The 1,497-nt window shown below is 40.5% G+C and carries 2 protein-coding genes; both read right to left on the reverse strand.

Annotated elements, in window-relative coordinates; translation table 11 throughout:
* Window positions 1–280: 280 nt before the first annotated feature.
* Window positions 281–502: a VF530 family protein gene (locus LZU85_RS20765; RefSeq protein ID WP_000076907.1), complete on the reverse strand. Its 222-nt coding sequence runs from the start codon at window positions 500–502 to the stop codon at window positions 281–283.
* 261 nt (window positions 503–763) lie between these two features.
* Window positions 764–1,497, reverse strand: a 734-nt coding sequence (locus tag LZU85_RS20775) for a hypothetical protein (RefSeq protein ID WP_237288436.1), incomplete at its 5' end; no start/stop codon positions are given.

Consider the following 1,497-nt stretch of genomic DNA (forward strand, 5'->3'; position numbering starts at 1 on the left):
CCCTTCACGACCGCCACCAGGTAAATCCCAGCAATTCGGATATGAAATGGAAGAAATATTATCTCTTTTATAGGTAATAATTTGCTCGTTACAATGAACAACTAATTTGCATCCCTTAAAATGTTGCACACTGTCTCTCCTAAGATTGCTAACGCTGCGTTAAGGGGTGAATGCCGCCTAAACAAACCTTCCGCAGACCACTTTCACCACCAAAATTCACTGCATACCAAAAATGCCACGCGGCATGAATCCCACTTGAACGCCTTGTTATGCAAATGTTCTAACGGCAAAACGTATCTATATACAAAGCCTCAACCTTGTCTCTCGCCCACTGTGTGCGACGCAAAAACTTAAGAGAAGATTTGATTGATGGATTGCTGTAAAAACAGTTAATTTGAATTTCTCTGTCTAACCCTTCCCAACCATAGTGCTCTTGTAAACGAACAAGGATTTTCTCTAAGGTTAATCCATGTAAAGGGTTGTTTGGTTGCTCTTGGCTCATCGCTTGGATCCTAATAATACCGCTTAGTTTGGTCGCAGTTTACCAGAATGCTGTAGGCAGTTAGCCAATTTATTTTCGCCAATAGCCTAGACCTAAGCACTGGAAAATCAGCTGATTTGAGTATTTGCATAACGCTGCGTTAAGGGGTGAATGCCGCATAAACCAACTTTCCGCAGACCACCTTCACCACCAAAATTCATCGCATGGCAAAAATGCCACGCGGCATGAATCCCTCTTGAACGCCTTGTTATAAAAACAATTTCACTGCTCTGTTACATCCATTGATTTTGGTGTAGGAATAACCCCTATAAACCGAGCCAAACTTAGCAATGTCATAAAGAGTCCAATCATAGCTTGACCAATAACTAATGAATAGGCAACGACACCCAAAGGCGTAACGTTGTAAAAACCAAAGCTAGTCATTACAACAAAGCTAGTATAAACCGCTCCCAGCACACTCTCATGAGAACCTTCAACTGCAAACTTAAACATACCCTGAAAAAATATATACTGAGCAGCAAACCAAAAGATGATTTCGAAATAGTTTTGCATTAGAAGTATGACTATACGGCGGTATCCATGTAATGCGTATTCCCTACCAGCCTTTATCGCTCGATACTCATCGAAAAGTAGAACATTCGTTTGGTAAATTACAACTTCATAAACGCGGAACAAGGCATATAGCGCAATACCAAATCCAATAAGCTGATTATTGATGTACAAAACCGCTGGAACAGACAAGATTGATAAGAATACATGACTCAATGCCCAAACTTCCGAGAAGCGTCCAGTCCTAGCTTTTGGGAAGATTTTTCGAATAACATTGAAAAATGAAATTTTTCCTAAAATTTCAAAGACCTTAGCCCAAAAATCCACAATAAACGAATCTGATTTTTCCACTGTACTTCCTTTTGTTTTATAACGCTGCGTTAAGGGGTGAGTGCCGCCTAAACCAACCTTCAGCAGACCACTTTCACCACCAAAATTCATCGCAT

Source organism: Vibrio floridensis, assembly GCF_021852965.1.
GTDB lineage: Bacteria > Pseudomonadota > Gammaproteobacteria > Enterobacterales > Vibrionaceae > Vibrio > Vibrio floridensis.